At 36.8% G+C, this 22,737-nt stretch carries 26 protein-coding genes and 1 pseudogene; 23 read left to right on the top strand and 4 right to left on the bottom strand.

Going from position 1 to position 22,737, the window contains the following annotated elements; genetic code table 11:
- The first annotated feature begins 102 nt into the window (after nucleotides 1–102).
- The 4 genes from I6F53_RS02915 to I6F53_RS02900 all read left to right on the top strand — a co-directional run bounded on the left by I6F53_RS02915 (nucleotide 103) and on the right by I6F53_RS02900 (nucleotide 4,428).
- Entirely contained in the window at nucleotides 103–846 is a 744-nt protein-coding gene (locus I6F53_RS02915; RefSeq protein ID WP_197238416.1) for a siderophore-interacting protein, read from the top strand.
- A 141-nt stretch (nucleotides 847–987) separates the two neighbouring features.
- A complete protein-coding gene (locus I6F53_RS02910; RefSeq protein ID WP_197181442.1) occupies nucleotides 988–1,977 on the top strand; it encodes an LLM class flavin-dependent oxidoreductase in 990 nt (329 codons plus the stop codon).
- A gap of 292 nt (nucleotides 1,978–2,269) precedes the next feature.
- On the top strand, nucleotides 2,270–3,283 hold the full coding sequence (locus tag I6F53_RS02905) for a patatin-like phospholipase family protein (RefSeq protein ID WP_197181441.1): 1,014 nt from the start codon (nucleotides 2,270–2,272) through the stop codon (nucleotides 3,281–3,283).
- 170 nt (nucleotides 3,284–3,453) lie between these two features.
- A complete protein-coding gene (locus I6F53_RS02900) occupies nucleotides 3,454–4,428 on the top strand; it encodes a transposase (RefSeq protein ID WP_197238415.1) in 975 nt (324 codons plus the stop codon).
- Nucleotides 4,429–4,799: 371 nt separating this feature from the next.
- Here the strand turns inward: I6F53_RS02900 and I6F53_RS02895 are convergent, their stop codons facing one another.
- The gene (locus tag I6F53_RS02895; RefSeq protein ID WP_197238413.1) at nucleotides 4,800–5,231 is read right to left on the bottom strand and encodes an Lrp/AsnC family transcriptional regulator; all 432 of its coding nucleotides are present in this window, start codon (nucleotides 5,229–5,231) and stop codon (nucleotides 4,800–4,802) included.
- A 171-nt stretch (nucleotides 5,232–5,402) separates the two neighbouring features.
- Here I6F53_RS02895 and I6F53_RS02890 point away from each other — a divergent pair, with 171 nt between their 5' ends.
- The 4 genes and pseudogenes from I6F53_RS02890 (at nucleotide 5,403) to I6F53_RS02875 (ending at nucleotide 10,075) form a co-directional block, all read left to right on the top strand.
- Nucleotides 5,403–6,476, top strand: coding sequence for an ornithine cyclodeaminase (locus I6F53_RS02890; protein WP_197238412.1), 1,074 nt, complete (start codon nucleotides 5,403–5,405; stop codon nucleotides 6,474–6,476).
- Nucleotides 6,473–7,384, top strand: a complete 912-nt coding sequence (gene ctlX, locus I6F53_RS02885) for a citrulline utilization hydrolase CtlX (RefSeq protein ID WP_197238411.1) — start codon at nucleotides 6,473–6,475, stop codon at nucleotides 7,382–7,384. The genes I6F53_RS02890 and ctlX overlap by 4 nt, the downstream gene beginning before the upstream one ends.
- Nucleotides 7,385–7,496: 112 nt before the next feature.
- Nucleotides 7,497–8,903: an alanine/glycine:cation symporter family protein gene (locus tag I6F53_RS02880; RefSeq protein ID WP_197238409.1), complete on the top strand. Its 1,407-nt coding sequence runs from the start codon at nucleotides 7,497–7,499 to the stop codon at nucleotides 8,901–8,903.
- Between the two features lie 138 nt (nucleotides 8,904–9,041).
- Nucleotides 9,042–10,075, top strand: a pseudogene (locus I6F53_RS02875) (patatin-like phospholipase family protein).
- Nucleotides 10,076–10,314: 239 nt separating this feature from the next.
- Here the strand turns inward: I6F53_RS02875 and I6F53_RS02870 are convergent.
- Nucleotides 10,315–10,845, bottom strand: a complete 531-nt coding sequence (locus I6F53_RS02870; RefSeq protein ID WP_197238408.1) for a hypothetical protein — start codon at nucleotides 10,843–10,845, stop codon at nucleotides 10,315–10,317.
- A gap of 682 nt (nucleotides 10,846–11,527) precedes the next feature.
- Nucleotides 11,528–11,719 carry a hypothetical protein gene (locus I6F53_RS02865; RefSeq protein ID WP_182758572.1) on the bottom strand — a complete coding sequence of 64 codons (192 nt, stop codon included), beginning with the start codon at nucleotides 11,717–11,719 and terminating at the stop codon, nucleotides 11,528–11,530.
- Nucleotides 11,720–11,866: 147 nt separating this feature from the next.
- On the opposite strand from I6F53_RS02865, the gene I6F53_RS02860 reads away from it, so the two are divergent.
- The 8 genes from I6F53_RS02860 to I6F53_RS02830 all read left to right on the top strand — a co-directional run bounded on the left by I6F53_RS02860 (nucleotide 11,867) and on the right by I6F53_RS02830 (nucleotide 17,449).
- Complete coding sequence (locus I6F53_RS02860; RefSeq protein WP_197238405.1) at nucleotides 11,867–12,058, top strand: hypothetical protein; 192 nt, start codon at nucleotides 11,867–11,869, stop codon at nucleotides 12,056–12,058.
- Nucleotides 12,058–13,218, top strand: coding sequence for a replication initiation factor domain-containing protein (locus tag I6F53_RS02855; RefSeq protein WP_197238403.1), 1,161 nt, complete (start codon nucleotides 12,058–12,060; stop codon nucleotides 13,216–13,218). The genes I6F53_RS02860 and I6F53_RS02855 overlap by 1 nt, the downstream gene beginning before the upstream one ends.
- A 161-nt stretch (nucleotides 13,219–13,379) precedes the next feature.
- The gene (locus tag I6F53_RS02850; protein WP_197238402.1) at nucleotides 13,380–13,727 is read left to right on the top strand and encodes a DUF1293 family protein; all 348 of its coding nucleotides are present in this window, start codon (nucleotides 13,380–13,382) and stop codon (nucleotides 13,725–13,727) included.
- A gap of 5 nt (nucleotides 13,728–13,732) precedes the next feature.
- Nucleotides 13,733–14,002: a hypothetical protein gene (locus tag I6F53_RS02845; RefSeq protein WP_197238400.1), complete on the top strand. Its 270-nt coding sequence runs from the start codon at nucleotides 13,733–13,735 to the stop codon at nucleotides 14,000–14,002.
- A gap of 20 nt (nucleotides 14,003–14,022) precedes the next feature.
- Nucleotides 14,023–14,157, top strand: coding sequence for a hypothetical protein (locus I6F53_RS20750; protein WP_269435939.1), 135 nt, complete (start codon nucleotides 14,023–14,025; stop codon nucleotides 14,155–14,157).
- Between the two features lie 143 nt (nucleotides 14,158–14,300).
- Nucleotides 14,301–15,977, top strand: coding sequence for a collagen-like protein (locus I6F53_RS02840; protein ID WP_197238399.1), 1,677 nt, complete (start codon nucleotides 14,301–14,303; stop codon nucleotides 15,975–15,977).
- A complete protein-coding gene (locus I6F53_RS02835; RefSeq protein ID WP_197238398.1) occupies nucleotides 15,970–16,293 on the top strand; it encodes a DUF2523 family protein in 324 nt (107 codons plus the stop codon). The genes I6F53_RS02840 and I6F53_RS02835 overlap by 8 nt, the downstream gene beginning before the upstream one ends.
- A gap of 7 nt (nucleotides 16,294–16,300) precedes the next feature.
- Nucleotides 16,301–17,449, top strand: a complete 1,149-nt coding sequence (locus I6F53_RS02830) for a zonular occludens toxin domain-containing protein (RefSeq protein WP_197238397.1) — start codon at nucleotides 16,301–16,303, stop codon at nucleotides 17,447–17,449.
- Nucleotides 17,450–17,966: 517 nt separating this feature from the next.
- Here the strand turns inward: I6F53_RS02830 and I6F53_RS02825 are convergent.
- Nucleotides 17,967–18,158: a hypothetical protein gene (locus tag I6F53_RS02825; protein WP_197238407.1), complete on the bottom strand. Its 192-nt coding sequence runs from the start codon at nucleotides 18,156–18,158 to the stop codon at nucleotides 17,967–17,969.
- 147 nt (nucleotides 18,159–18,305) lie between these two features.
- Here I6F53_RS02825 and I6F53_RS02820 point away from each other — a divergent pair, with 147 nt between their 5' ends.
- The 7 genes from I6F53_RS02820 (at nucleotide 18,306) to I6F53_RS02795 (ending at nucleotide 22,732) form a co-directional block, all read left to right on the top strand.
- The gene (locus I6F53_RS02820; RefSeq protein ID WP_197238405.1) at nucleotides 18,306–18,497 is read left to right on the top strand and encodes a hypothetical protein; all 192 of its coding nucleotides are present in this window, start codon (nucleotides 18,306–18,308) and stop codon (nucleotides 18,495–18,497) included.
- Nucleotides 18,497–19,657 carry a replication initiation factor domain-containing protein gene (locus I6F53_RS02815; RefSeq protein WP_197238403.1) on the top strand — a complete coding sequence of 387 codons (1,161 nt, stop codon included), beginning with the start codon at nucleotides 18,497–18,499 and terminating at the stop codon, nucleotides 19,655–19,657. Before I6F53_RS02820 ends, I6F53_RS02815 begins: the two co-directional genes overlap by 1 nt.
- A 161-nt stretch (nucleotides 19,658–19,818) precedes the next feature.
- Nucleotides 19,819–20,166 carry a DUF1293 family protein gene (locus I6F53_RS02810; RefSeq protein ID WP_197238402.1) on the top strand — a complete coding sequence of 116 codons (348 nt, stop codon included), beginning with the start codon at nucleotides 19,819–19,821 and terminating at the stop codon, nucleotides 20,164–20,166.
- A 5-nt stretch (nucleotides 20,167–20,171) separates the two neighbouring features.
- Complete coding sequence (locus I6F53_RS02805; RefSeq protein WP_197238400.1) at nucleotides 20,172–20,441, top strand: hypothetical protein; 270 nt, start codon at nucleotides 20,172–20,174, stop codon at nucleotides 20,439–20,441.
- Nucleotides 20,442–20,461: 20 nt separating this feature from the next.
- Nucleotides 20,462–20,596 (top strand): hypothetical protein, encoded by a 135-nt coding sequence (locus I6F53_RS20745; RefSeq protein ID WP_269435939.1) that lies wholly within the window; start codon nucleotides 20,462–20,464, stop codon nucleotides 20,594–20,596.
- Between the two features lie 143 nt (nucleotides 20,597–20,739).
- On the top strand, nucleotides 20,740–22,416 hold the full coding sequence (locus tag I6F53_RS02800) for a collagen-like protein (protein ID WP_197238399.1): 1,677 nt from the start codon (nucleotides 20,740–20,742) through the stop codon (nucleotides 22,414–22,416).
- The gene (locus I6F53_RS02795) at nucleotides 22,409–22,732 is read left to right on the top strand and encodes a DUF2523 family protein (RefSeq protein ID WP_197238398.1); all 324 of its coding nucleotides are present in this window, start codon (nucleotides 22,409–22,411) and stop codon (nucleotides 22,730–22,732) included. The genes I6F53_RS02800 and I6F53_RS02795 overlap by 8 nt, the downstream gene beginning before the upstream one ends.
- The last annotated feature ends 5 nt before the right edge of the window (nucleotides 22,733–22,737 follow it).

Genomic DNA, 22,737 nt, shown 5'->3' with positions numbered 1-22,737 from the left:
ATTGCTATAGTTGATTTTATCAACCAATGGGGCGTTGTGCAATGATTGCTTTTATAGCAGTTAATTATTTAAACCTAAGTTTTGTAAACGAGGTGATTTAAAATGGGTAAACAAGTTCGCAAAGCAACAGTATTAAGCACTGAGCAAATTACACCGCACTTACAGCGCATTGTTGTAGGCTCAGACGATTTTGCAGATATAACCTCCGCGCACATTGGTAATTATGTAAAAGTACTGTTCCCAAAAAATGGTGAAGTAGATTTTAACTTAAAAACAGCGTGTATGCGATCATACACAATAAGGCATGTAGATGCGCAAACCGGCGCACTAACGCTTGATTTTGTTATAAATATGCACCAAGGCCCGGCAACCGATTGGGCTAAAATTGCAAAAGTAGGCGATGCGTTAGGTATAGCTGGACCAGGCCCTAAAAAGTTAGATAATTATGCGCACCCGCATTATATATTGCTGGGCGATTTAACCTCAGTAAATGCTATAAAAGGCTATGTGCAGCAGTTACCTGAAGCTGCAATAATTGATGCATTTGTACATGCCCCTACTGAGCAAGACATTATCGATTTAGAAACAAATCGCGATATAAACTGGGTAATTACCGATAGTGCCGATACAGCAATGCTAAGTGTACTTAAAAATTTGCACATTACAGCAAAGCCACCTATTGTGTTTATGGCACTGGAGGCAGGCCTTGTACGTACAGTAAAAACGCTGCTAACTGAACAACTTAATATACCGCGCGGTAATATTGTATCCTCTGGTTATTGGAAAAAAGGCGTAGACTCAGAAGGCTATAAAAAGCAGCGTCAACGTGATGCACAGCTTGCCTGAATACCTTAGAGCAAAATAACATAGGCTTATTTTGCTCTAATACCACTACGTAACTTGAATTGACTTAATAGCAGACCCATTTAAGTGTTTTATGCTAATGATGAAACCCATTATTAGTATGCCTTTTTAGGAGCTGCTATTTTGTTAACTTCCATTCCTTTTTCGTTACTCGAACTTGCCCCCATGATCAAAGGGGACAGCGTTACTAACACTCTTCATAAAAGTACTAAATACGCACAGCGAGCAGATGAGCTTGGCTTTAATCGCTTTTGGCTTGCTGAGCATCATAATATGCCAGGTATTATTTGTGCCGCTACTTCAATTTTGGTTGGCCACATAGCGGGAAATACTAAACGTATTCGTGTTGGCTCTGGCGGAATAATGCTACCAAACCACTCACCATTAGTTGTTGCTGAACAATTTGGTACATTAGAGAGCTTATATCCAGGGCGAATAGATTTAGGACTAGGACGCGCACCCGGCAGTGACCCAATAACAAGCCGAGCACTAAACAATGATATGAGCCGCGCAGAAAACTTCCCTGGAGAAGTAACTGAGCTGCAAACGTTATTAGGTCCATACAACGGTACGCACCCAATACGCGCTATACCAGGGGAGAACACAAACGTTCCTATTTGGTTATTAGGCTCAAGCTTATTTAGCGCGCAGCTAGCTGCGCAAAAAGGATTACCGTATGTATTTGCAGGGCATTTTGCACCGCGCTTTGTACACGACGCAATAGCGTTGTATAAACGCGAATTTAAAGCATCAAGCGACCTTGATAAACCATATGTAATGCTTGCACTGCCTTTAGTTGCCGCCGACACCGACGAAGAAGCGCAATACCTATCGACTACTTCTAAGCAACGTGTGCTCGAACTTATACGCGGTAACGAGCTGTGGTTAAAACCACCTGTTGAAAGTATGGACGGGCTATGGAGCGAACAAGAGCGCGCGCATGTTGAAAACTTTTTAAGCCTAAGCGTAGTAGGTGGGCATGTAAGTATTAAACACAAGTTAGAGATGATAGCGAAGCAACTAGAAGTTGATGAGTTTATATTTACCAACGATGTATTTGATAGTGAAAAACGCCATCGTGCACTCGAAATTTTAATGGAAATAAAGCACTAACTAGTCAATTAGCTAGTTAGTTAAGCAAGCGTACACACTGGGCTTGTTAACATACAGACATCATCAAAAGTTAAACTTTTTTAACTCATTTTATTAACTTTAAGTGATGTCTGTATTTGTTATTTAAATATTCAAAGTAAATTTGATTACTATTTTTAGTATATATTTTGCTTTACATACCGTTCTGTTTTTTCAATCGAACTAATTTAAATAATCTATTTTAAGATGTTACTTTTATTTTTTATAATGTAGGTATTAAACCAAACATCATTAAATTAAAGGTAGGTACACCGTGAATTCTTTAAATATCGCAACAGCTAATTCAGTTAATCAAACAGCGCAGCCAAAAGTTGCTCTGATTGCTGAAGGTGGCGGGCAGCGAGGGATATTCACAGCCGGTGTACTGGATGCATGGTTGGAGCAAAGCTACGACCCATTTGATTTATTTATCGGCACTTCTGCAGGTTCACAAAACCTGACTAGCTATTTAGCGCGCCAAAAAGGCTATGCTAAACGCTTAATAAGAGGGCTTTCTCGCAATAAACGTTTTTTTCAGCTTGGTAGAGGGTTAATGGGTAAACACATAGTTGACCTAGATTGGTACTTTGACAAAACCACTGAAGTAAAAAGAGCGATAGACTTTAAAACAGCAAAAACAAGTTTAGGCGAACGTGAGCTACTTATTACAGCGACTAATGCGCGAGACAGAAAGCCATATTACTTATCACCAACAGGTGAAGATAATCAATGGCGTGATCTTTTAAAAGCATCAAGCGCACTGCCATTTTTGTACAAAGAGGGTGTAAAATTAACACCATGGTCAAGTGCAAAAGCAGCGAGCGAAACTCACTTAGTTGAAGAGCAAACACAAGCAGATTTTTATCTTGATGGCGGCTTAGCAGCACCACTCCCAGTACGAGAAGCTTACAACCGAGGTGCACGTAAAATTGTGGTAATAAGAACGGTTGACGCTAATTTTCAGGCGCAATCTGCTTGGGTTCAAAAGTTAAAATCGCTTGCAACGGTATCAGGTTACTGCCCAAAAACGTTAGACTATTTACTACAGCACGAGCAAGCCTATTTAGATGAGCTGAAATTTATTGCAAATCCACCGGATGATGTAGAAATAATCCAAATTTTTGCAAACGAAAAGCTTCACAGTAAATTATTAGGTAGTTCTAATAACGATTTACGCTTTGATCATAAATTAGGCCTTGAAGCGGGCAGAAGCTATTTAGTACAACAAAGCCTAAATGCGAGTAATAGTACACACGACTACGCAGCAAGCGAGTACCGCTACAACTAAGCTAATGATATGAAAGTAAAAATAGGTGCTACAGCGAATGTTGTAGCACCTTTTTTATGTATTCATTTAAAATAACATTTTAAATAACATTTTAAATGACACCCAACTAAATTTGTATATTAATCATACTAAGCTACACTTTATAAAATTTTAAAGTGAGTAATATACCTGTGGCTACTGCACGAAAAAGACAAATAAGCCTTTCTAATACTCGTTACTATCACTGTATTTCTCGGTGTGTGAGGCGAGCCTACCTATGTGGAATTGATACACAAACAGGCAAAAGCTATGAGCACCGTAGAGATTGGGTGGAGGAGCGTTTATTACTTTTGGCGAAGGCATTTTGTATTGATGTTTGTGCTTATGCGGTGATGAGTAATCATACACATTTAGTACTTTATATAGATGATAAAAAAGCAAATAGGCTTACAGATAAAGCCATATGTATTAGATGGCATAAAGCATTTAAGGGAACCTATATATCAAAGCGTTACTTAGAAGGTGAGCAGCTAAGTAACGTTGAAAAAACACTTTTAAAACATAATATTGCTAAATTTAGAAGTCGTTTAAAAGATATAAGCTGGTTTATGCGCTCACTAAACGAAAATATAGCAAGACAAGCAAATAAAGAAGATGATTGCACAGGCCGATTTTGGGAGGGGCGTTTTAAATCACAAGCTTTGTTAGATGAGCCAGCATTATTGGCATGTATGGCATATGTTGACTTGAACCCAATTAGAGCGAAAGTAGCAGATACAATTCAAACATCATCATTCACAAGTATTAAAAAGCGTATTGAGTATGCTAAAACTGGTCGACAACCTAAAGTATTGGCTAAGTTTGTAGGGCAATTATCACAAAAGATAAATAAAGGTTTGCCCTTTAATTTAAAAAACTACTTACAACTTGTTGAGCAAACAGGAAAATGCATAAGATTAGATAAGCCAGGTTATATAAATCAAAACACAATGCCTATTTTAAAAGCATTAAACATAACTGAAAAAAACTGGCTTAAACTTACAACTCGTTTTACTAAGGTATTTCATGGTGCTGTTGGTAAAGCTGAAAATATAGAAACTTACTGCAATAATCAACACTTCAAACGACGACCTAACATTAAAAATAGCCAAGTATTAATCGCTTAATCTAACACTCAAATGTCATAAATTTAAATCAATCGGTTTGATGGCTTTAGCTCGCCTGCTATTTAGCTAACCAAAAAAATAATGCCATTTACGACAGATAAACAAAACTTTAAAGCAATAATTACCAATAAAAGAGTAATTGGTCGTGTTAAATACAAAAGAAAAATTAACTTACTGGTAATTTTAAATGGGTGTCAGTCAAATATTACCCTAGAAAATGTTTAGGATTTAAAACACCAAATGAAGTCTATAATGAATTAGGTGGTGCACTTCCAATTAGAATCTAGGTAAGCTCAGTTAGACAATATATAAGTGGGTGTCACTTAAATTACTTAAAATTTTTTAGAATCACTTCAAATATAAATAAAAGATTAAGTTGATGAAAGTAATATGCTTGTTTCGCTATTTAAAATACCGTCTATTTCCCTTACTTGCCTAAGTACTCCATCAAACTCGCTTAAATTTGCGGCTTGTATTTCTGCAACCAAATCCCATGCGCCATTAGTGGTGTGCAGTTTTATTAGTTCGGGTATACCTCGCATAGTTTTCATAACTTGAGAGGTCGATTTACCCACTACTTCAACCATCATAATTGCACGAACAGCTTCGGTTTCTATGTGTTCATGCACTCTTACGGTAAACCCCAAAATAGCGCCTGAGCTTACTAATCGGTCGAGTCTATTTTGTATTGTCCCGCGCGAAACTTTTAATGTATTGGCAAGGGCTGAAATAGACGCGCGTCCGTCTTTACGTAATTCAGCTATTAATGCATTGTCGAGTGAGTCGTAAATATAAGGAGTCATAAAATAGGCCTAGCGTTAAATTACTTATTAAAATACTAAATTTGTACATTAATGCCTAGCAAAATGATAAAAAACAATGCTATCTGTGTAATTAATTGCCATATTAAATAGCGTGTAGCCTCGCTAAACTTGTTTTAAATTAATTAATACATTTATTACAGAGGTTTTAACATGAGTCATTTTATAGCACAGCCAAAACAAGGTGTTCCATTTGTTAGCGTTGGGGCAATGGCTAAGCTTATAAATAAATTGGGTATTGAAAATGTATTACAGCAGCTTACTCATAAATTAGAAGCCGACTTTGCACGTTGGAAAGAGTTTGATAAATCACCTCGCTATGCCGCTCACTCACCAGAGGGTGTAATAGAATTAATGCCCGTGAGCGATGGTCAAATGTTTAGCTGTAAATATGTAAACGGTCACCCAAAAAATACGTTTCGAGATCTGCAAACTGTGGCTGCATTTGGCATTTTGGCTGATGTAGATAGTGGTTACCCGGTAATGATCAGCGAAATGTGCCTACTAACAGCGCTGCGTACAGCCGCTACATCGGCGCTGGTGGCTAAATATTTAGCACCAAAACACGCAACAACACTTACATTAATAGGTAATGGTGCGCAGTCTGAGTTTCAGGCGCTGGCATTTAAAGCGGTATTGGGCATTACACATATTCGTTTATACGATATAGATGCAAGCGCGTCTAAAAAAGCATTTACTAATTTAAGTGCCTACGGATTAAACGTAACTATTTGTAATAGCGCGCAGGAAGCAGTGCAAGGTGCACATATTATTACAACCTGCACCGCCGATAAAACCAATGCCACCATTTTAACAAACGACATGATCCCTCAAGGTGTACACATTAATGCCATAGGTGGCGACTGTCCTGGTAAAACAGAGTTAGATGCTAAATTACTTGAGCGCGCTAATGTATTTGTAGAGTACGAGCCACAAACCAGAATAGAGGGCGAAATTCAACAAATGAGCGAAAGCTTTGCAGTTACTGAGTTTCATAAAGTTGTTAATAAGCAATCGCTTGGGCGTACTAGCCAAGACGAGTTAACTATTTTTGATGGTGTAGGTTTTGCAAGCGAAGACTTTACTGCGCTTGTATTTATACGCGATCAGCTCATTAAAAGCGGCGAATTTACATTGCTTGACTTAATTACCCAGCAAGCCGATCCGCGTAATTTGTTTTCGGTACTTAATACAGAGCAAACATCAGCACATGAGCAACTAGCATGAGTCACGTAAATCAAGCGCCGAGTGCTGTTGTTATGGTGCGCCCGCATCACTTTACGTCTAACCCGCAAACTATGCTCGACAACGCATTTCAAAGTGAGTGTTTAGCGCATAACCAAAGTGAGCAAGCATATAAAGAAGTCACAAATGCAGTGCAGTTATTAAAAAATGAAGGGGTTACTGTTCATTTATTTGAAGACGAGCACACACATACGCCCGATTCCGTTTTTCCTAATAATTGGTTTTCTACTCATCAAAGTGGCCAATTAATAATCTACCCAATGTTTGTAGAAAACAGACGGTTAGAATATCGAAAAGATATTATTGATTTTTTAACGGATCACTATAAAGTGTCTTCTGTGACTGATTATTCATTTTTAGCGAAAGAAAATGCATTTTTAGAAGGCACTGGTTCACTGGTTATCGATCACCAATATAAACTGGCTTACGCGGTAGAATCAAAGCGTACTACCGCATCAGTGGTTAATACAATATGCGAGCAATTAAAACTAACACCCGTGGTGTTTAATGCATATGACGAGCAAAGCACAGCGGTTTATCACACTAATGTTTTAATGTGTGTTGCCACCGAGTTTGCCATGATCAGTTTAAATATGGTGCCAAGTAGTCAACGTGCACAGTTAGCCAGTCACTTTTTGAAGAGCCATCACGAAGTTATTGATTTAACACACGATCAAATCAATCACTTTTGTGGCAATGCCATTGAGTTACAAGGTAAAAATGGCCGTATTTTAGCCTTATCGCAAACTGCATTTAATGCGCTAACAGCAGCACAAATTAAAGCCATACAAAAAACGGCTAAGCTTGTGCCTTTACCTATACCCACTATTGAGTCGGCAGGCGGCTCGGTTAGATGCATGATTGCGGGAGTTCATTTGCAAACTAAATAATGTATAGTTTTAAGGCAGCCTAAGCTGCCTTATTTGCATTTAGTCAAAAGTAAATGTAAATACCGCTATACCGCAACAGGCCTAATATAAAAAATATAAGAAGGAATTAGCAATGTTCGATACCGTCGTCAAAAGCGTAAACAACCTTTTATGGGGAGAAGGGCAAGTCCTTATTTACATACTCCTATTTGCAGGAATATGGTTTTCAGTACGCTTAAAAGCAATTCAAATACTTAAATTTAAACATATGTTTAGCCTATTAAAAGGCAGTAGCAAATGTAAAAAAGACGATATTTCATCATTCCAAGCATTGTGTACAGGGCTTTGCGCCCGTGTAGGTACCGGTAATTTAGCCGGTGTAGCGGTAGCAATTTCTCTTGGTGGTAGCGGGGCAATATTTTGGATGTGGGTTATTGCTATACTGGGAATGGCAACAGGTTTTGCCGAAAGCGTACTTGGGCAAGTATACAAAGTGCGCGATAGCAGCGGAGATTTTAGAGGCGGCCCCGCGTATTATATTCAGCAAGGCTTAGGCAGTCGCGCCTTTGCGATTGTGTTTGCTGCGTGTTTGTTTTTAGGTTACGGCTTTACCTTTAGCGCCATGCAAACTAACACAATTACAGACGCGCTAAACTATGCGTTTGAAGTTCCAACATTTTATTCAGGCTTGGTTATTACCGTATTAGCCGGATCAATTATACTCGGTGGCTTTAAAGCAATTGCCCGATTTGCAGAGCGCGTAGTGCCAATAATGGGAATTGTGTTTGTACTTGCCGCCGTCATTATTACTCTTATAAATTTCACGCAAGTACCAGCTATGCTTAAAGATATATTTTTATCAGCATTTGGCTTACAAGAAGCCGGAGCCGGTGCAATGGGCGCGGCTATTAAAAACGGTATTCAACGTGGTTTATATTCTAATGAGGCCGGTGCCGGTAGTGTGCCCCATGCATCAGCAAGTGCCAGCCCAATTCCTAATCACCCTGTAACGCAAGGTTACATACAAATGCTAGGTGTATTTTTCGATACAATCGTACTTTGTAGCTGTACCGCGGTGATCATTTTATTAGCCGATATAGACATTAGCGGCGAAATGGAAGGCATTCGTTTAACACAAAGCGCCATGACTGCTCATTTAGCACAAGGTGGTGTTTACTTTGTAGCAGCTGCTATTACCCTATTTGCTTTTACATCGGTGGTGGCAAACTACGCCTATGCAGAGAGTAACTTACACCTCTTTAAGCTCGACAACAAAGTAGGGCGCGGTATTTACACTTTGCTTTATTTATCAATGATGTTGTGGGGCGCATCAGCTACGTTAAAAGAAGTCTGGGATTTAGCCGATATTGCCTTAGGGTTAATGACAGTGGTTAATGTTATCGCTATTATACTGTTAACGCCGACTATTTTGTCTGTTACGAGCGATTACCACGCACAAAGAGACAAAGGTTTAGAGCCCGAATTTAAAGTAAAAGATGTAAAAGTACAGGGCAAATGCGAAGACGGCATTTGGGATTAATTAACGTACTTTAAGCACTCTTAACTATAAAAAGCGGTTTTATGGCAACATAAAGCCGCTTTTTGTTTTGAATAATTATTCATTTTAAGTTTTAAATAAACAACTAAAATAACCAATAATAAAGGCATAGTTTTTTAGATGATCGAGATCCACGCAGGTAAAACCGCAGCAAAAATAATAAACGAACAGGGCTTTAAACCAGAACTTTTCACCTCATTTTTAGGCGCAAGTGGTGGCCCAAAATGGTTTACGTTATTTGGTTTAGATAAATATATTTTTGGTGAATTTTTTAAAAACCGAACTCACCACTTAATTTAATTGGCTCATCTGCTGGCGCATTTCGCTCTGCGTGTTTTGCACAAAACGATCCCGTTGCAGCCATTGAGCGCTTAGCCAAATCGTATTCGCAAACCCGATACTCAAGTAACAAACCAACACCAAATGAAATAACAATAAAAGCGCGCGCATTGCTTGAAGATGTATTTGGCGATAACGGTGTAACCGAAATTATAAACAACCCCGTATTTAAAGCGCACTTTATAGTAGCTAAATCAAATGGCTTTATTGCCAGCGAAAATAAATTAATACAGCTACTGGGTTTATCAAAGAGTTATATACTAAACCGCGTTAACCGAAAATTATTAGGCTCGCAGTATGAGCGTTTTATATTTGGCCCAACAACAAGTGACTTATCAATTACCGATAGCTATAATTTTAAAACACAAAACATAGCACTTACTCAAAACAATTTAAAAGATGCATTACTTGCATCAGGCTCTATCCCGCTTGTTATGCAAGGCATAAAAAATATTGCAGGCTCACCACCTGGCATATATCGCGATGGTGGAATTATTGACTACCACTTTGATTTAAAAATTAATAACCCAGGACTTATTTTATATCCGCATTTTAATAGCGAGCCAAAAGCAGGGTGGTTCGATAAAAATTTAAAACGTAAAGTGTCGCCACTTAATTACGACAACGTAGTGATGATCACCCCATCAAAAGAATTTATAGCAAGCTTACCTTACGGAAAAATTCCAGACAGGAACGATTTTACCGATCTAGATGCAGACACGCGTATAAAATATTGGAATACAGTTTTTAGTGAAACTGAAAAACTGGCTGAAGCGTTTGAAAAGAAATTAAGTGAAACCAATTTATTGATTTGAAAAATAATCTGTAAATAAATTTTTTTAAAATACAACTAACCATCATTAAAGTTAATTTTTAGGCATTGAGCAATGAATAGCTTTCAATGAGTTGTAAGAAGCTTCTTCGTTTAACTTATTTCTTTTTTTTATTTTTATACTAAAAGAAAAATAATGATGATAAGTTATCAAATAGGACATTTTTTCAGCCCAGATGTTACATTCATTCTCTGCTATTACAATTGATTTAGGATTCTTTTCTAAATCTTTAATTGGGTTTGTGCCTTGTTTAGTATGGTAAAAACTTTTGAATTGATTATGAAACTCTTTAGTAAAAACTTTATAATCATAACAAATCGAGAAGGGTTAAAAACTTTACCATTCATTATAAAGTACATACCTTTACCAAGATAATCAGCATATTCAATTAATTCAGAATCAGTTAACGGAAGGTTAACACGTATACCTTCTTTTAAATTTTGTGCAGAATCAATCATGGCTTCATATCTATATGGAATTGACTTGTTTTTTAGGACTGTTTTTTCCAAAGATTTATAAGCAAAATACTGATCATCTGACTGTGCTTTAGTAAATAAGCCGACTATTTCATCCAACTTTGATTTTGCTGAGTTACATTCTCTACAAGCATAAAACTCACCTTCACCTTTATTTCTCTTATTAGAAAGACAGGTATTTGCTATTAAATGCTCTACAGAACGGCTTCTAGCATTATTTTCAGTTTTAATCTCTAAAGTACACCGGCAGTATGGGCAGATAGTATTATTAATCAATTGAGGTCCTTTTTATATTAATTAATCTATTTTAAGAAAAATTATGACATTTGGATTTTACTCTTTATGTACCATAAAAACTAGAGACGAATTGAAAGTTGAAAACATACCATAAGCTACAGTGTGCAGATATAATAAAAGGCGAAAAGCCTTTTTGGTTGTTAAATAACCCATAAATTCATAAACTTTATGTTGAGAAAACGCCCCGCCAAAATATCTAAATGGCGGGGCGTTTGTGGTTTTTCGTGTGCAAAATAGCGTAAGCGCACACGAATTGCAGCAAAAGCCCTTTTAAGCGTAGCGGCTGCAACCCGTAACATAATGTGATTTATGGGGAGTGCAAATAACCATACTAATAGTAAGGGTACGTAATAATTAAAATCAATTATTACGTACCACTGGAGACTTTATGATAGGAACCTATGAAGCTTTGCTTCATGAAAGGCCACACACAGAATTAATATAAAGACCATTAGATAAATGGCCGCATCCAATAACCCAGTCCGCTTAATAAAATATCCTAGCGCAACGCGCCCACTGATAAACTTTTCTTTTTCTCTCTTAGCGCCTAATGCGTCGCCTTTCAACTTGTTGAAAGCCTACGCATGGCGCTATGTAAAAAAACCCCGTAACTGTATTACGGGGTATAACTCCTATCTAAACCTATGCTCACACTGAATAACTACTCTGTTTTTTTTTCTTCTTCTATTAAATCATCCTTAGCCATGGCTTGGTAATTGTTAATCATGTAGTGCACAACATCAGTCCATTTTATTTGTTTACCTGTTTTATGAGATATTTCTATTGCCTTCCTTTCGAGTTCCATTTTTCGCTCTATTGCAATTGAAATAGTGGTTCTGTCTGTCTTTTTCATGCTCTAAGCCTGTTTTATCTAATTTTTGAATAATAGCACGCCTGAATTTATTTATGCGCTCATACTTGCATTCATGAATGCATTAATGTATAAATCTTTTTACTGCATAGGTGAATGCATTTATTCAAATTTTCTCAGGGTCATGGAATGAAAATATATTTCGAAAATAATAAACAAGCGGGGGTTCAGGTCACTTACGATTTGGACGGTGTCCGTATGTATGATTATTTCGATAATATGTATCAATTCCGCGCTTGGGTTTCACATGAGCATGATTGCAGAACAGTAGAAATAACTGATTCAAATTATCGCCAGTTAGTAGCTGAAGGGGTGATTTGATGCATTACAAATATTCAGACACTGCTCAAAACCTTATAGACAATCGTATTAAGCGTTTTAAAAAGCATGAATCAAATCAAACAATAATAGACCATTTGTCTTTTAGCTTTCCGCTTGCTGATTTGCGCCATTGTAAACGTGCTGGCTCTATTGGCTCTACCGTAGATACTCAAACACTTTTCCCAGTAGTACCAAATATTAAAGAAGAATTTAACACTGAGGGTTTAACACCTGAACAAGTGCTTAAAAGCTTAGAAACTCAAAAACAACGCATTAATGAAAGAATGTCTGATTTTTATATCAACACATTGCGTGTATTTACCCGCTACGTTTTAGGTTTTGAACTATCAGTGCCACGAGATAAAGGCTTTCACGGTTATCATAATTCTATGAACTTAGTTACAAGTGAAGGCACTCAAATTGGTTTTGTTGGTATTGGTGGTCAGCGCGATACGGTTTATTTTCAAATTTCTGGTGAGGGCTGCAAACACTTATGGTCACACACCACCCCATTTATTTTACATCACTGGTTATCTAAGGTTTTAAGCATTAGCTCACTTTCGCGCATTGATATTGCCCGCGATTGTTTCGACAACGTTTTTAACTGTAAGGCCGCTGAACTAAATTTCTTTCAAAAAGCTTTTGCCCGTAAAAAAGGTGGTCCAAACCCAACTATGTCACCTCGCCATTCATTCACTATTGATGGCAAGTTTGATGTTGAAATGACCACGGTGGGTAAACGCACAAGCCCAGTTTACTGGCGCATATATGACAAAAAATTAGAGCAGGGCATAGATGACGAATCATTAGTTTGGTATCGAAACGAAGTTGAACTAAAAAAATGGTCGGTTGATTGTTTACTGGACCCTGATTCTACCTTTGCGGGTATTTGTGACTTTTCACAACAAATGATTAATACCGATGGTGTTCAAACATCCAGTTCAGCAAAAGTATCAAAAGCCGGTACTGATTTAGCAAGTCGTGTTAAATGGGTTAGGCGTATGTGCGGAAAAGCACTTGCTGACATTTTAGAAATTACTGAGGGAGATATGCAAACTGTTTTAGGTTTGCTAGTTCCTGATAAATACGTAACTGGGAAGTCGTTAGACGTTCCTAATATTTATAAACATATATTAACTGAAAAGTTGAGGGTTGTTTAATGACTTTTCCTTTTGATCTTAAAACAATTAAGTGTCAAAACCAAGAATGTAATTTTATTGGCATTCAACGTGAGCTAGTGACTTGCTTAAAGTCATTCAAACTAATTTGTCCTGACTGTTCGGGTTCAAAATTTAAAATCTTAAATTAAGGAGTCATTAACATGGCTATTGTTATCGCGGGTATTTCAATCACAAGTTTTCCAGAGTCAAAGAATCCAGATGTTGAGCGTGCAATTATCGAAGTTCTTTATCCTTTGGATAATGTTGATTCACCAAAATATAAACGCAAGGCCGCTGGCAAAACTACCAGTACACCTTTCGGTAAAGAGCCAATAGCAATAAATACTGCTTATGCTCATGTGTTAATTGATAATCAAGCGTTTGTTTCTGATAAAGCTTACGACCTTAAATTTTCATTTAACGACCAAACTTTTGATAATGAAGTGGTTGAACTTATCCCAGTTGACCATGAAGTTAAAAAGCATTTTAAAGACTCATTAGGCGGTTAAAAAAAATGGCTACTTGCGTTCAACTCGAATATGGCGAACTTAAAGCAACTGCACAATCAATACAGGATTGCACTGGTTTTGTTATGTTAGAGCCTACCGAGTACCAGCAATTTATTCTAGGTTCGAGTGTTTTCGACCCTTCCGAAATTTCCATTGTAGAGGCGCAATCACTTTTTATAAGTGGCTTTTCATTGGTAATAATATGTTACTTAGCCTCGTGGGCTTATGGAACAATCATAAACTGGTTTGATTCTTCAAATGATAACCATCATTAATTTAATAATAAAGGGTACTTATGGATTTTACAGCAATCACAACAGCAATCGACGCGACTACAGTAGTTGCAGCAATTACAGCAATCGCAGCAATTAAAATATTGCCTGGTGTAGCAAAATGGGGATTTAATAAAGTTATTGGTTGGTTTAACTAATCTAATATCTTTTTTAAAAATTTATATAAAGCCCTGTTCTTTCTCGTTCAGGGTTTTTTTTTGGAGTTTATTTATGATTTGGGGTATTTACTATGCACTACTTGGTATTGCTTGCGCGGTTGCGGTTATTCGTGGTTTCGAAGGTGCTTAAATTATCAGCCCTTACATGGTCTGGTTTGAAGTATATTTTACTTAATCCAATTAAATTTACGTTTGCATTACTCAAGCTTTGGGTATGTTTAATGTTTTTTAGTTTGTTTGCTACCTTAGTAATGGCTCAGGATTACAATCCTAATGATTTGAAACCTCCTGCATTTAAAGATACAGGGCAATGTTATTCTGGATATAGTGGGTATTCAACTGGTACTGATTATGATTTAGAATCCTGTAAATCTTATGTCCAATCTTCTATTTCTGACCCTTTACTTAGTTTTTCTCATTTTGAAGGTAATAATATATATTTCAAAGAGTATAATGAAATATATAGGGTTTATAATTATTATGGCTCTGGCAAGCTCATACCTACTGATACTATTCTTGGATGCCCTCCTGACGATTTTCCAAAATATGTAATTCCAGTTGGTGAGGGTGAAAATGTTCAATGTGCCAAACCTTATGAACCTAATGAATGTCCAGATGCAACCGAGTCTGACCAATACGTTTTTGGTACTGCCGTTTCTCCTTCGAATGTTTGTTATGACAATCCAGATTCAGAATCACAATGTAATATCTCAACAGATGATACAGGCGGTTATTATTTACCATCACAATATGGCTCACAAGAGCCTGTAAATTGCAATACACCTCCCGATTCAACTGGTGAAAATGGCGAAGATGATGAGGATAAATTTTGCTATGTAAGTGGTTCTAATGGCATTTTTCAGGCTGATTGTCCAACTACCGCAATGACAATAGATATAACAGGCATTCAAAAAAATGCTGACCAACTTCTTGTAAATCATGAGCGTTTTCAAGCTATAGAATCCTCTATTATTACTCAAGAACATCTTGATCAACTTAAGCAATCTGGAGAGCTTAAAGGCGAAAAAGGTGATAAGGGACAAAAAGGTGATGTAGGTGCTTCTGGAGCGGATGGTAGAAATGGTGTTAATGGTTCAATCGGTGCTTCTGGTTCAGATGGTTCAGATGGTTCAGATGGCAAAGATGGTAAAGATGGGATTGATGGTAAAGATGGGGCAGATGGAATCGCTGGAGCTGACGGTAATGATGGTGAGGATGGTGAGGATGGAACAGATGGAATTGATGGTAAAAATGGTTTAGATGGTAATGATGGTGAGGATGGTGAGGATGGTGAAAATTGCACTGTTGTAAATACTAGTAAAGGTGCTGCTATATCATGTCCTGATGGTTCAAACTCAGAGGTTGAGGGTGTAGATGTTGATGCTGTTGTCTCTGAATTAAAAACTCAGACTTCTGAAATAAAAAAACAAACAGATTTAATAAAAGATTTTACTGAAATTGACGGTGATATTCCTACTGTAGATTATTCATCTAAGCCTGATAAATTTTTAGAAATAGAAAATTTTGATTGGGAGGCTACAAACTTTGGAACTGTTCTTGAAGAACATAATGAAGCAATGAGTTCTAATCCTATATTTCATGCCGTTGATAACTTCTTTGTCACTTCTTTTTCTGGCACTTGTCCAGTTTATACAACTACTGTAAACCTACTTGGTTCTAGCTTAACTATAACTATTGACCAGTTTTGTTCCACGGCTGTTCAATCAATCTTGCCATATATACGCGCTATTTTAATGCTTGTTGCTGGCTTTTTCGCTTGGAGAATTGCAATTGAATGATTTATTTAATTACTTAACTGATACATGGCAAGATTTTATAGACTGGCTCTATGAAATGTTTTCTTTAATGCTTGATGCCTTTTTATGGCTTTCTTTGCAGATATTTGAATTGTTATTACAAGGTTTCCGTTTTAGTTTTTCAATGGTTGAACCTCCTAACTTTGTTGAGCAAGGTATCAGTGCTTTTACTGCTGCTATTCCTCCAGACGTAGGCTATTTACTGGGGGCTACAGGTTTTGATACTGCCCTTGGCCTAATCGGTTCTGCTTATACTTTCAGGTTAAGTAGAAAGTCTCTAACTTTATTTATGTGGTAATAAATAGATGATTATATTTCACGAAGGTTTGCCGGGCTCTGGTAAAAGTTATGAAGCTCTTGCAAAGCATATAATACCAAGCTTAAAAAAAGGTCGAAAAGTTTACGCCCGTTTAAATGGTTTTAACCATGAAAAGGTTAGTGAGCTTACAGGTAAAACTGTTGAAGAATTAAAAGTTCTTTATACAGAAATTACAGAGGAGCAAGTTCATACTGTTTATGAACTTGTTGAAAATGACTCTTTATTAGTTTTGGATGAATTACAAAACTTTTTCCCCAGCGGCAGGCAAAAACTAAGTGATGAAATGACTCAGTTTATCGCAGAGCATAGGCATAGAGGTATGGATATAATCTGCATGGGTCAAGCTCTTGCAGATTGTCATACTACTTGGAAGCGTAGGATTGAACGTAAAATAACATTTTTAAAATTATCTATGGTCGGCATGGATAAAAAATATAAATGGGAAATGTATCAGGGTTCTATTAATGGCGTTAAAGGTGATGTTGTATTTAAAAAGATAAAATCAGGTGTAGAGAAGTATGATACAGCTTACTTTGGTTCTTATCTTAGCCATCAACAAACAACTGACAATGTCGATGTCTATTCAGATGACCGGGTGAATATATTTAAATCAAAACAATTTATATTTTATCTTCCAGTTTTCTTTGCTCTTTTGGCCTTTGCTATTTATTTTCTAAGTGGTTTATTTAGTGGTGATACTGAAATGGTTAACACTAAATCAAAAGAACCTATTAATAGGCCTGTCGAGAATTTAGAAAAAATTGATTTAAATAAAGAAACTGGTTCAAGTTTAAAGCCAAAAGCTAAGTCTAAACCTAAACCGAGTACAGACCCTTATGAAAGATTAAGGGAAAGCATTCAAAATAATAAAGCCATGATAACTTACGAAGAAATTTATAAAGATAGGATTGTTGATTTACTTGTTGTTGTTGAGACAACAGGCAATCAAGTTATAGACACATTTTCTAGGGATGAGCTTTTGGTTTTAGGTTATAGGCTAAAAAAAACAAGGTTGGGTATAGAGGGTTATATTGGTGAACATCTTGCTGTTGTTTTTAGGTATAAACCGACTCAGCAATATTTTAATAATAATGTTCCTGACGAAAAGTATCATGATTTATATACTAGTAATTAAACAACCCATAAATTCATAAACTTTATGTTGAGAAAACGCCCCGCCAAAATATCTAAATGGCGGGGCGTTTGTGGTTTTTCGTGTGCAAAATAGCGTAAGCGCACACGAATTGCAGCAAAAGCCCTTTTAAGCGTAGCGGCTGCAACCCGTAACATAATGTGATTTATGGGGAGTGCAAATAACCATACTAATAGTAAGGGTACGTAATAATTAAAATCAATTATTACGTACCACTGGAGACTTTATGATAGGAACCTATGAAGCTTTGCTTCATGAAAGGCCACACACAGAATTAATATAAAGACCATTAGATAAATGGCCGCATCCAATAACCCAGTCCGCTTAATAAAATATCCTAGCGCAACGCGCCCACTGATAAACTTTTCTTTTTCTCTCTTAGCGCCTAATGCGTCGCCTTTCAACTTGTTGAAAGCCTACGCATGGCGCTATGTAAAAAAACCCCGTAACTGTATTACGGGGTATAACTCCTATCTAAACCTATGCTCACACTGAATAACTACTCTGTTTTTTTTACTTCTTCTATTAAATCATGCTTAGCCATGGCTTGGTAATTGTTAATCATGTAGTGCACAACATCAGTCCATTTTATTTGTTTACCTGTTTTATGAGATATTTCTATTGCCTTCCTTTCGAGTTCCATTTTTCGCTCTATTGCAATTGAAATAGTGGTTCTGTCTGTCTTTTTCATGCTCTAAGCCTGTTTTATCTAATTTTTGAATAATAGCACGCCTGAATTTATTTATGCGCTCATACTTGCATTCATGAATGCATTAATGTATAAATCTTTTTACTGCATAGGTGAATGCATTTATTCAAATTTTCTCAGGGTCATGGAATGAAAATATATTTCGAAAATAATAAACAAGCGGGGGTTCAGGTCACTTACGATTTGGACGGTGTCCGTATGTATGATTATTTCGATAATATGTATCAATTCCGCGCTTGGGTTTCACATGAGCATGATTGCAGAACAGTAGAAATAACTGATTCAAATTATCGCCAGTTAGTAGCTGAAGGGGTGATTTGATGCATTACAAATATTCAGACACTGCTCAAAACCTTATAGACAATCGTATTAAGCGTTTTAAAAAGCATGAATCAAATCAAACAATAATAGACCATTTGTCTTTTAGCTTTCCGCTTGCTGATTTGCGCCATTGTAAACGTGCTGGCTCTATTGGCTCTACCGTAGATACTCAAACACTTTTCCCAGTAGTACCAAATATTAAAGAAGAATTTAACACTGAGGGTTTAACACCTGAACAAGTGCTTAAAAGCTTAGAAACTCAAAAACAACGCATTAATGAAAGAATGTCTGATTTTTATATCAACACATTGCGTGTATTTACCCGCTACGTTTTAGGTTTTGAACTATCAGTGCCACGAGATAAAGGCTTTCACGGTTATCATAATTCTATGAACTTAGTTACAAGTGAAGGCACTCAAATTGGTTTTGTTGGTATTGGTGGTCAGCGCGATACGGTTTATTTTCAAATTTCTGGTGAGGGCTGCAAACACTTATGGTCACACACCACCCCATTTATTTTACATCACTGGTTATCTAAGGTTTTAAGCATTAGCTCACTTTCGCGCATTGATATTGCCCGCGATTGTTTCGACAACGTTTTTAACTGTAAGGCCGCTGAACTAAATTTCTTTCAAAAAGCTTTTGCCCGTAAAAAAGGTGGTCCAAACCCAACTATGTCACCTCGCCATTCATTCACTATTGATGGCAAGTTTGATGTTGAAATGACCACGGTGGGTAAACGCACAAGCCCAGTTTACTGGCGCATATATGACAAAAAATTAGAGCAGGGCATAGATGACGAATCATTAGTTTGGTATCGAAACGAAGTTGAACTAAAAAAATGGTCGGTTGATTGTTTACTGGACCCTGATTCTACCTTTGCGGGTATTTGTGACTTTTCACAACAAATGATTAATACCGATGGTGTTCAAACATCCAGTTCAGCAAAAGTATCAAAAGCCGGTACTGATTTAGCAAGTCGTGTTAAATGGGTTAGGCGTATGTGCGGAAAAGCACTTGCTGACATTTTAGAAATTACTGAGGGAGATATGCAAACTGTTTTAGGTTTGCTAGTTCCTGATAAATACGTAACTGGGAAGTCGTTAGACGTTCCTAATATTTATAAACATATATTAACTGAAAAGTTGAGGGTTGTTTAATGACTTTTCCTTTTGATCTTAAAACAATTAAGTGTCAAAACCAAGAATGTAATTTTATTGGCATTCAACGTGAGCTAGTGACTTGCTTAAAGTCATTCAAACTAATTTGTCCTGACTGTTCGGGTTCAAAATTTAAAATCTTAAATTAAGGAGTCATTAACATGGCTATTGTTATCGCGGGTATTTCAATCACAAGTTTTCCAGAGTCAAAGAATCCAGATGTTGAGCGTGCAATTATCGAAGTTCTTTATCCTTTGGATAATGTTGATTCACCAAAATATAAACGCAAGGCCGCTGGCAAAACTACCAGTACACCTTTCGGTAAAGAGCCAATAGCAATAAATACTGCTTATGCTCATGTGTTAATTGATAATCAAGCGTTTGTTTCTGATAAAGCTTACGACCTTAAATTTTCATTTAACGACCAAACTTTTGATAATGAAGTGGTTGAACTTATCCCAGTTGACCATGAAGTTAAAAAGCATTTTAAAGACTCATTAGGCGGTTAAAAAAAATGGCTACTTGCGTTCAACTCGAATATGGCGAACTTAAAGCAACTGCACAATCAATACAGGATTGCACTGGTTTTGTTATGTTAGAGCCTACCGAGTACCAGCAATTTATTCTAGGTTCGAGTGTTTTCGACCCTTCCGAAATTTCCATTGTAGAGGCGCAATCACTTTTTATAAGTGGCTTTTCATTGGTAATAATATGTTACTTAGCCTCGTGGGCTTATGGAACAATCATAAACTGGTTTGATTCTTCAAATGATAACCATCATTAATTTAATAATAAAGGGTACTTATGGATTTTACAGCAATCACAACAGCAATCGACGCGACTACAGTAGTTGCAGCAATTACAGCAATCGCAGCAATTAAAATATTGCCTGGTGTAGCAAAATGGGGATTTAATAAAGTTATTGGTTGGTTTAACTAATCTAATATCTTTTTTAAAAATTTATATAAAGCCCTGTTCTTTCTCGTTCAGGGTTTTTTTTTGGAGTTTATTTATGATTTGGGGTATTTACTATGCACTACTTGGTATTGCTTGCGCGGTTGCGGTTATTCGTGGTTTCGAAGGTGCTTAAATTATCAGCCCTTACATGGTCTGGTTTGAAGTATATTTTACTTAATCCAATTAAATTTACGTTTGCATTACTCAAGCTTTGGGTATGTTTAATGTTTTTTAGTTTGTTTGCTACCTTAGTAATGGCTCAGGATTACAATCCTAATGATTTGAAACCTCCTGCATTTAAAGATACAGGGCAATGTTATTCTGGATATAGTGGGTATTCAACTGGTACTGATTATGATTTAGAATCCTGTAAATCTTATGTCCAATCTTCTATTTCTGACCCTTTACTTAGTTTTTCTCATTTTGAAGGTAATAATATATATTTCAAAGAGTATAATGAAATATATAGGGTTTATAATTATTATGGCTCTGGCAAGCTCATACCTACTGATACTATTCTTGGATGCCCTCCTGACGATTTTCCAAAATATGTAATTCCAGTTGGTGAGGGTGAAAATGTTCAATGTGCCAAACCTTATGAACCTAATGAATGTCCAGATGCAACCGAGTCTGACCAATACGTTTTTGGTACTGCCGTTTCTCCTTCGAATGTTTGTTATGACAATCCAGATTCAGAATCACAATGTAATATCTCAACAGATGATACAGGCGGTTATTATTTACCATCACAATATGGCTCACAAGAGCCTGTAAATTGCAATACACCTCCCGATTCAACTGGTGAAAATGGCGAAGATGATGAGGATAAATTTTGCTATGTAAGTGGTTCTAATGGCATTTTTCAGGCTGATTGTCCAACTACCGCAATGACAATAGATATAACAGGCATTCAAAAAAATGCTGACCAACTTCTTGTAAATCATGAGCGTTTTCAAGCTATAGAATCCTCTATTATTACTCAAGAACATCTTGATCAACTTAAGCAATCTGGAGAGCTTAAAGGCGAAAAAGGTGATAAGGGACAAAAAGGTGATGTAGGTGCTTCTGGAGCGGATGGTAGAAATGGTGTTAATGGTTCAATCGGTGCTTCTGGTTCAGATGGTTCAGATGGTTCAGATGGCAAAGATGGTAAAGATGGGATTGATGGTAAAGATGGGGCAGATGGAATCGCTGGAGCTGACGGTAATGATGGTGAGGATGGTGAGGATGGAACAGATGGAATTGATGGTAAAAATGGTTTAGATGGTAATGATGGTGAGGATGGTGAGGATGGTGAAAATTGCACTGTTGTAAATACTAGTAAAGGTGCTGCTATATCATGTCCTGATGGTTCAAACTCAGAGGTTGAGGGTGTAGATGTTGATGCTGTTGTCTCTGAATTAAAAACTCAGACTTCTGAAATAAAAAAACAAACAGATTTAATAAAAGATTTTACTGAAATTGACGGTGATATTCCTACTGTAGATTATTCATCTAAGCCTGATAAATTTTTAGAAATAGAAAATTTTGATTGGGAGGCTACAAACTTTGGAACTGTTCTTGAAGAACATAATGAAGCAATGAGTTCTAATCCTATATTTCATGCCGTTGATAACTTCTTTGTCACTTCTTTTTCTGGCACTTGTCCAGTTTATACAACTACTGTAAACCTACTTGGTTCTAGCTTAACTATAACTATTGACCAGTTTTGTTCCACGGCTGTTCAATCAATCTTGCCATATATACGCGCTATTTTAATGCTTGTTGCTGGCTTTTTCGCTTGGAGAATTGCAATTGAATGATTTATTTAATTACTTAACTGATACATGGCAAGATTTTATAGACTGGCTCTATGAAATGTTTTCTTTAATGCTTGATGCCTTTTTATGGCTTTCTTTGCAGATATTTGAATTGTTATTACAAGGTTTCCGTTTTAGTTTTTCAATGGTTGAACCTCCTAACTTTGTTGAGCAAGGTATCAGTGCTTTTACTGCTGCTATTCCTCCAGACGTAGGCTATTTACTGGGGGCTACAGGTTTTGATACTGCCCTTGGCCTAATCGGTTCTGCTTATACTTTCAGGTTAAGTAGAAAGTCTCTAACTTTATTTATGTGGTAATAAAT

The sequence above is a fragment of the Pseudoalteromonas sp. SWN29 genome (assembly GCF_015864465.1).
Classification (GTDB): Bacteria; Pseudomonadota; Gammaproteobacteria; order Enterobacterales; family Alteromonadaceae; genus Pseudoalteromonas.
This window is presented reverse-complemented; position numbering and strand designations above follow the sequence as displayed.

What these genes read in the sequence shown, in the direction of transcription:
- I6F53_RS02825 (WP_197238407.1), bottom strand. Translation starts at nt 18,158, where the DNA reads ATGAAAAAGACAGACAGAACCACTATTTCAATTGCAATAGAGCGAAAA.
- I6F53_RS02865 (WP_182758572.1), bottom strand. Translation starts at nt 11,719, where the DNA reads ATGAAAAAGACAGACAGAACCACTATTTCAATTGCAATAGAGCGAAAA.
- I6F53_RS02830 (WP_197238397.1), top strand. Translation starts at nt 16,301, where the DNA reads ATGATTATATTTCACGAAGGTTTGCCGGGCTCTGGTAAAAGTTATGAA.
- I6F53_RS02860 (WP_197238405.1), top strand. Translation starts at nt 11,867, where the DNA reads ATGAAAATATATTTCGAAAATAATAAACAAGCGGGGGTTCAGGTCACT.
- I6F53_RS02880 (WP_197238409.1), top strand. Translation starts at nt 7,497, where the DNA reads ATGTTCGATACCGTCGTCAAAAGCGTAAACAACCTTTTATGGGGAGAA.
- I6F53_RS20745 (WP_269435939.1), top strand. Translation starts at nt 20,462, where the DNA reads ATGGATTTTACAGCAATCACAACAGCAATCGACGCGACTACAGTAGTT.
- I6F53_RS02855 (WP_197238403.1), top strand. Translation starts at nt 12,058, where the DNA reads ATGCATTACAAATATTCAGACACTGCTCAAAACCTTATAGACAATCGT.
- I6F53_RS02805 (WP_197238400.1), top strand. Translation starts at nt 20,172, where the DNA reads ATGGCTACTTGCGTTCAACTCGAATATGGCGAACTTAAAGCAACTGCA.
- I6F53_RS02815 (WP_197238403.1), top strand. Translation starts at nt 18,497, where the DNA reads ATGCATTACAAATATTCAGACACTGCTCAAAACCTTATAGACAATCGT.
- I6F53_RS02810 (WP_197238402.1), top strand. Translation starts at nt 19,819, where the DNA reads ATGGCTATTGTTATCGCGGGTATTTCAATCACAAGTTTTCCAGAGTCA.
- ctlX (WP_197238411.1), top strand. Translation starts at nt 6,473, where the DNA reads ATGAGTCACGTAAATCAAGCGCCGAGTGCTGTTGTTATGGTGCGCCCG.
- I6F53_RS02845 (WP_197238400.1), top strand. Translation starts at nt 13,733, where the DNA reads ATGGCTACTTGCGTTCAACTCGAATATGGCGAACTTAAAGCAACTGCA.
- I6F53_RS02890 (WP_197238412.1), top strand. Translation starts at nt 5,403, where the DNA reads ATGAGTCATTTTATAGCACAGCCAAAACAAGGTGTTCCATTTGTTAGC.
- I6F53_RS20750 (WP_269435939.1), top strand. Translation starts at nt 14,023, where the DNA reads ATGGATTTTACAGCAATCACAACAGCAATCGACGCGACTACAGTAGTT.
- I6F53_RS02850 (WP_197238402.1), top strand. Translation starts at nt 13,380, where the DNA reads ATGGCTATTGTTATCGCGGGTATTTCAATCACAAGTTTTCCAGAGTCA.
- I6F53_RS02820 (WP_197238405.1), top strand. Translation starts at nt 18,306, where the DNA reads ATGAAAATATATTTCGAAAATAATAAACAAGCGGGGGTTCAGGTCACT.
- I6F53_RS02895 (WP_197238413.1), bottom strand. Translation starts at nt 5,231, where the DNA reads ATGACTCCTTATATTTACGACTCACTCGACAATGCATTAATAGCTGAA.
- I6F53_RS02915 (WP_197238416.1), top strand. Translation starts at nt 103, where the DNA reads ATGGGTAAACAAGTTCGCAAAGCAACAGTATTAAGCACTGAGCAAATT.